Annotated in this window: 5 protein-coding genes; all 5 read right to left on the reverse strand. The window is 58.8% G+C overall.

Annotated features, from left to right (window positions below):
• Positions 1–443: 443 nt before the first annotated feature.
• Complete coding sequence (locus tag ACYCUK_RS22485; RefSeq protein WP_461596840.1) at positions 444–4,040, reverse strand: pilus assembly protein; 3,597 nt, start codon at positions 4,038–4,040, stop codon at positions 444–446.
• Positions 4,041–4,050: 10 nt separating this feature from the next.
• Positions 4,051–4,605, reverse strand: coding sequence for a hypothetical protein (locus ACYCUK_RS22490; RefSeq protein WP_461596841.1), 555 nt, complete (start codon positions 4,603–4,605; stop codon positions 4,051–4,053).
• A complete protein-coding gene (locus ACYCUK_RS22495; protein WP_461596842.1) occupies positions 4,584–5,723 on the reverse strand; it encodes a PilW family protein in 1,140 nt (379 codons plus the stop codon). The genes ACYCUK_RS22490 and ACYCUK_RS22495 overlap by 22 nt, the downstream gene beginning before the upstream one ends.
• Entirely contained in the window at positions 5,720–6,193 is a 474-nt protein-coding gene (locus tag ACYCUK_RS22500) for a type IV pilus modification PilV family protein (protein ID WP_461596843.1), read from the reverse strand. Before ACYCUK_RS22500 ends, ACYCUK_RS22495 begins: the two co-directional genes overlap by 4 nt.
• Positions 6,190–6,731 (reverse strand): GspH/FimT family pseudopilin (locus ACYCUK_RS22505; protein WP_461596844.1); only part of this gene is annotated, 542 nt, incomplete at its 5' end. The genes ACYCUK_RS22500 and ACYCUK_RS22505, both read right to left, overlap by 4 nt.

Consider the following 6,731-nt stretch of genomic DNA (forward strand, 5'->3'; position numbering starts at 1 on the left):
CCCGGCGGCAATGATCAGGATGGCCACGACGATGGTGGCGGTGTCGGCGAGGAAGAGGGCGTAGTGACTGAAGAGATTTTCCATGGGTGCATGGTACACGAGGGCCGGGGGTAAAAAAATGCCTGCCCTGGGAGGCAGGCGGATGGGGCGTGTTAAGGCCGATTTATTGGGCCGGATGGGCCTTCAAGGGAATGTCAATGGCGTCTGATCTGCCCTTGCGCCGTGCAGAGTTGCCAGGGCTTCTGTCGGGGACTGGTGGTGTTAGGTTTTCGCCTCCGTGGGAAAAGGGCAGGGCAGGTCCTTCCTGGGCGTTGGGCGGAGGAAGTCTTTTCCCTGCGTTGGGTCCCCAGGCGGGGGTGAGCGCTATCGCGGAAGCCGATGCTGGCACGAAGGCTAAAAATGCGGTTGCGAGCAAAGCGCGAGCCAATTGCTGCGGGAGCGGTTTATTGGCCATTGAGCAGCCTCCAGTAGAGCGGGACCATCCCCGCTGTTTGGTGCAGGATGGATTTCAGGGCATTGCCCTGAGAAAGGGTGATGAAACTCCCGGTCAGGCTCGGTGCGGAGGCAAAGCCTGAGCCCAGGGCTATCCCCCCGGGGTTTGGACCATATCCGCTTGGTGGGCTGGTGACCGTATCCAAGGCGTTGATCAGGCCATCTCCATTGACATCGAAGACGGGGTTGGAGAAGGAAGTGCCCGTCGCGTAATTGAAGTCCATCAGATAGCTGCTTCCACCTGCCCCGCAGACATTGGGGGTGGGTGCATAAGAGGTAAAGATCACCTGGCCGGCGTAAAGCAACATATTCGAGATCATCCGTTCGCCTGTGGCGGGCAGATTGACGTACCAGCCTAAATTGGCGGACCAGTTGATGGGATTCTTGGACATGAGGCGGACTTGAGTAGCCCCGATATTGGTGGTGTAGATGGTTTGCTGCACCAGGCTGGATTGGGCAACGGTGGACCCGTTTCCTTTATCCCATACGCCATAGACCGATTGTACCTGCGTATTGGTCAGGTCCGATTGCTGCAAAAGCTGGCCGGTGCCAAAGATTACCATCAGCCCCGGTTGCGCGGGGTAATTGGGATTGAGGGTGACCAGGGGCGGGGTGGTGATGGGTTGAGGCAGGTTTACTATCGTGCCATTGATGCTGGCTGGCAGCGTCGGTGTCTTGAAGAGCAGGCTTACGGGTGCAGGCACATTCTTTTGGCCGTTCGCCGGGTTGAGGGCGGACAAATCGACCCGCCAGAGGTTGCCCTGCAGGTCGCCAATATAGACGCGGTTGTCCGTGCCATTGCCGTAGGTAGAGCCCACTGCGGGGCTGGATGCGCCGTTGGCCTGGCTGCTGCTGCAGGCAGTGGTGTCATAGCTGCACAGGTTGACGGAGTTGAGAAGGGCGCCCGTCTGCGCATTGACGATGTATAAATAGGGCGTCTGGGTGCTGTTATTGTAGCCCGAGCTAAAGATGGCGGCGTAGATGGTTTGGCCCTGGTACGGAATACGGGCAATGACGGGGGTGCCGTAGGTCTGGCCCAGGTTGGGATCGGTAAACTCCCAAAGCACATTGCCGGCTACCGCGCTGGGCGAAGTCATCGTTTGCGGTTGGGTGATGTTCAAGGCGTAAACGCTGTTACCGCCATTGTTTTCTCCGGCGACCAAAATGGTTTGCCAGTTGGTCACCGACGGCACTGGTGGGGTACTGGCGGTGTCCGGGAAAGGGACATCGCCGATGGCTGGGGTGCCGTCGGCATAATAGTGGTGGTTTCCGCTATAAGCCGGCTGCGATAGCAGATAGAGATTGGAAAATACGGCGTTGGGCACAAAGGAGAACTGCTCCTGGCCGGTTTTGGCGTTGAAGGCGTGCAGCATGCCGTCGTTGGCACCCACATAGACCATGGGGGGCATGGTGTTGTTGTTGAGGGCTATCTGCTGCTGCTGGACAAAGGCCTGGTAGCTGGGATCGGTGTAGCCCGCATTGGGCACGCCGACATAGGTGGGCGCGCTATCGACGATATCTCCGAGTATGCCCGAGCGCGTGCGGAAGGGACCGTTTGGGGCCTCCTGCCCGGTATTGCCTTGCAGGTAACCCAGCACGGCCTGGCCATAGCTGGCGGGCGGGGTGCTGCTGGGGGTGCTGGTGAAGAGAGCCTGCTGGGCCGTGGTGAGGGAATTCCAGCCGGTCTCTAGCTGGCCTTGTTGGGTCGTGTTGATATTGGGCCAGGCGAAGGGGATACCACAGCCAGCGCCTTTGTTACAGGTCGGGTCGAAGGTGGCAATGTCGCGGCTGCTATAGTTCAGATTGGTGAGTTGCGTCTGCGCCGACCAGGTGGGCAGGTTGCCGAGGACCAGTTGGGGGCCGCCGGTGGCGGGATTGGTTTGCTGGCTGACGGTGGTGGCGGTGACATCGCCGGTCCACGATTTTGACTGAAAAGAGGCCTGATAGATGTAGCCGTTGGCCGAGCCGCTGGTGGAGTTGCTGGCCACCGCCGTGGTGGAGAGGGTCTGCGCCTCGATCTGGCCCAGGATGGCCCCAAGCTGCTGGGCGGCGGGGGCGGGGGTGGTGGGGGGGAAGTAGTTGCTGGTACCCCCCGCCACGGCCATGGCGGTGAGGGTTTGGGCGGCGGCCTGGTTTTTACTGGGGTCCACGCCGGCGCCCAGGCCCACGACGTAGGTCTTGATGCCCTGCTGGGCCAAGGCCTGGATCTGGCTGATGGTGTCGGTGAGGGCCTGGTCATTGGTGGTGTTGAGGCTGCCATCGGTGTTGAAAGTGGCCGTTACGCCATAGCCTGCGGCCGCAGCGCTGCCCAGGGGCGGCCAGGCGTTGCCGCTGAGATCGACCGTAGGCAGGCCGTCGGTGACTAGGACGATATATCTGCCGGATGGAGCGCAGCCATTGCTGGAGGCGGGCGGGTTGTCGCCGGTAAAATAATTCAGCGCGGTCTGCAGGGCGCTGGCCACGCTGTTGTTGACGGCGTCGGCCTTGATTTCGGCAGAGTTTACATCGCTTGTCTCGGGTGCCAGGGCGGTGGTGAAATTGTTTGTCTGACTGCTGCTGGTGCTGGCTACCGGAATGACCAAATTTCCACCGAGGGCGCCGCTGCTGTTGGTGACAGAGCCATAAAAACCAAAGCCCCTTTGCGCATACCAGACCATGGGGGAGTAGGGAACGTAGCCGGCATTGGTGGGAGATGTGCTATAAAGGCCTCCTGTGGAGTAAGGGTAACCCTCTGAAACACCCCCTTGATTATATTGCTGAAGGCTATAATTTGGAGGATAAGGGTTGGCAGGAGAAGCTCCACCGTAGGTAAGAATATTACTTGGAAATCCGTAATTAGAAGGCACATAAAGTACATCATTAATACTGGGATCGTCGCTGGTAGCAGAAATATACAAATACGGCTGCGAGGTCGTGCCACTAATGTTATAAGGAGACGTGCTGAGGACATTTTTGATATTGCTGCAGCTATTGCTGGAGGATTGATAGCAAGGATTGGCAACGGCCAGCAGGCCGGACGGTGCCGAGCTGCTGGAGCCGAACTGGAAGCCATTGGCCCCGCTCATGTAATACACCCAGGTGTTATAAACCGAGTTACCGCTAACCCCCAGGTCCATCAGGCCGAACTGGATGACATTGCTGTAGGCCGCATAGGTTTGCTGAACGGCTTCTTTCGCTACGTTGAGCCGGCTGGGGGAGTTGTCAACGAAATTTCCGTTGACGGTAGCGGTATAGGGCGCCGTACCGGATGTTTGTCCAGTGACCGGCGCGGTAAAGCCGCTAGGAACTGTGTAATTTTGGGGTGAAGCGGAGCTTTGGTTGGCGGCGACGATGCCAGAACCGGTCATGATGGCGCCGGAGAGGTTGCCATCCATGGACTGGGAGTTGGTCACCAGGAAAAGCACCTGCGGCTGGCCTTTTACCTGCAGGACCAGCGGCACATTGGAGAGGCTGAGGGGGGTGGCGGCGTTGGCGAGGAGGGGAGCCAGGGCCAGGCTGACGCTTAGTGTGGCACAGAGCCATTTGCGCAAGAAGACGTTTTTTCTCATGGCATGATCCTTAACCCTGCTTGGCGGTCACGAGGCGGTAAGTGGACTGGGTGATGACATGGGTATTGCGCGCGCCAGTGGCCATCACCGTGACGCGATAGTAATAGCAGGTGCTGTTGGTGACATATCCAGCGGCATTGCAGGCATGATTGCCTAAAAATTCCATGAAGTATTGCAGTGATCCACCTTGCAGGCTATTGCCCAGCGTGCTGGGGATGGATACGGTTTTGGCCGTGCTCCATTGCGGTGAACTGGCCGTGATGGCGGATATGGGGCTGCCCGTTGGGGCCGAAGAATTGTAAAACCAACTGGGTTGGACACTGGGGAGGCCAGGGGGCATGGGGATGGTATTGATGTAATTGCCCGCGTCTTCCAGGGCGACATTGGTGATGTTCAGCGCCCCATTGCGATAGGCGATGTTGCCGGCAATGTCCACGGAGGTTTTGGTGAGATACCAGCCGGATAGGGCCAGGAGGGTCAGGGCCACGAGGACGAGCAGGACCAGTACGAGGGTCGCTCCGCTTTCGCTGTTTTTTTCCGGGATCATGATGGTGGCGCAGCCCATACGAGGTTGAGAAGAGGGACTTCGTTTTGGAAAAGTTGGTAACGATACCCCTGATCCGTAGAGGTCACGGTGTAAGCAGCCGACAAGGCGGAACCGGTGGCGCTTTGCGCCGATGGCAGATTGTATAAGGCGATGGATGCGGGTGCGTGATAGTTGCGGAATTGCACCGGACTGCGCGCGAGCAGGTAAATGCGAACGCTACGTATTAAGCTCACCTGCGTGGCATTCCAAGGGCCATAAAGCAAAGGCTGACCGGGGTTGATGGCGTAGCCGAATAACAATTGCAAATCGACGATGCCGGTGGCGATGGCGTGGGTTTGCGCCGTGCTGGTGGCAGACTGGGTGGTGAGCACCAATGTGGGAGTAGAAGTAGTTGTGCCTCCGACGCTGGTAGTATTGCTAATGCTGAAGGTGTACGTATGGTTGCCCTGACCCATATCATAGAGGGATGCGCCGTTGAGATCCTGGGCAGTCACCGTGACGGAAGGGTTTGCATTTTGGCCGAGCGCGGCAATGCCTCCAGCAATATTGTAGTTGTTCCCCCCCGAGTTGTGGACGACAGTATTTGCGCCATTCCCCAGGTTGCTTGGACCGGTAATTTGGGCCACTGCACAGATTCCATTTTCCATTTTGATCAAAAGAAGATCATTGACTGCAAGTCCAGAGGTATTGTCTACGGAAAAATTCGCTGCAGTATTTGCTGGCGCCTTAGTGATGGATGTGGCTGAGAAGCCGCTATTACTGGATGTGGCCATTCTGACGGTCAAGCTTTGGGTGCTCACGTTATGCGCCGTTGGGTCATATTGGGGCGCGGATTGCGTGGCTGCCTGGATTGGGACGAAGTTGATGGTTGAGTTGCCCGCGTTAACGGTGGCCAAAGTCTGGCTGCATCCGCCGCTGTCAAGACCGTAACCCGCCTGGCGAGTGGTATCCGTGACCATGTTCATTGCCGCTTGCGCCTGTTGCCACATATCCGTGATTTGCTGAGTGCGCCGTGCTTGATCGGAACTGCTGATGAAAATACCGTAGATCGCCACCATGGCGATGAGGGAAATGGCCATGACCACGAGGAGTTCGACCAGCGTGAAGCCTCCGTGCTCCGAGCGCGATGTGGTCATGGCAGCAAGATCTCCGTGCTGACGTTCATCTGGTGCTGTCCGCCCACGGGTGTGCCCCATTGCACGCTGATGGTGGCAATGGCGGGCAGGGTGATGCTGGTACCCGCAGTGGCGGTACCATTGGGCGTGTAAAACTGCACGGAACCACAGCCCTGGGGTAGAGTATTGGCCACCAAGTTGGACCAGGCTGCGGCTACGGCGGCGGCATTGCCCGTGCCAGGCAAGCTGTTGGTACAAGTGTCCATGCCGTTGAAATCCCCCAGGTTACTTCTGCCGGCGGCCCAGATGTTGCCCAACATCTGGTTGGCGGCGAGGCTGGCTTGGGCCATGTATTGCGCCCCCGAGTTTTGCCGGATGAGCGCCACCTGGAGATAGGCCAGGCCCAGCAGGCCGATGGCGAAGATCGTCAAGGCCACCATGAGCTCTATCAGGCTGAAACCTTGCTCGGATGAAGGGCTCGGCTTTTTCATGGGGTGATGTAACAGCCGCCGCCGGCGCTTTGCAGGCAACTGGTGACGCGTCCGCCGGCATTGACGAACACCATCCAGGTGGTGCCGTTGGTGTTGGGCGCGAAGGTGAAGGTTCCGCCCAGGGCGCAGTTGCCACCGGGGGCCAGGGTGCCGAGCGGATCAAAACAGATTTGGCTGGCGGTGGCTGTGCAGGAGACGCTGGCGTATTCGCTCTGGTAGCGCGGGGCGGTCATGGGGGTGTAGCTGGAGAAGGTGGGCGCGAGGCTCCAGGCGCAGATGCCGTTGGCGGCGCTGATGTTGAGGGCGACGACCTGATTGGTTTTGACGGCTTCGGCACGGGCCATTTGCAAGTCCTCCTGTAGACGGCCAGCGGCAGATCTCACTTTGGAGTTGAGTAGAAAGCTTTGCAGGCTCGGCATGGCGATGGCCATGAGGATGGCGGCGATGGCAATGGTGACGACGAGCTCCACCAGGGTCAGCCCGCGCTGTTGCGGCACGCCTCCCATATTGCGACCCATCCCCCCCCCTTCTTGACGAC

Source organism: Thiomonas sp. (assembly GCF_054608695.1).

Excerpts from the sequence above, each read along its gene's own strand:
- ACYCUK_RS22500 (WP_461596843.1), bottom strand. The coding sequence starts at position 6,193 with ATGAAAAAGCCGAGCCCTTCATCCGAGCAAGGTTTCAGCCTGATAGAG.
- ACYCUK_RS22495 (WP_461596842.1), bottom strand. The coding sequence starts at position 5,723 with ATGACCACATCGCGCTCGGAGCACGGAGGCTTCACGCTGGTCGAACTC.
- ACYCUK_RS22485 (WP_461596840.1), bottom strand. The coding sequence starts at position 4,040 with ATGAGAAAAAACGTCTTCTTGCGCAAATGGCTCTGTGCCACACTAAGC.
- ACYCUK_RS22490 (WP_461596841.1), bottom strand. The coding sequence starts at position 4,605 with ATGGGCTGCGCCACCATCATGATCCCGGAAAAAAACAGCGAAAGCGGA.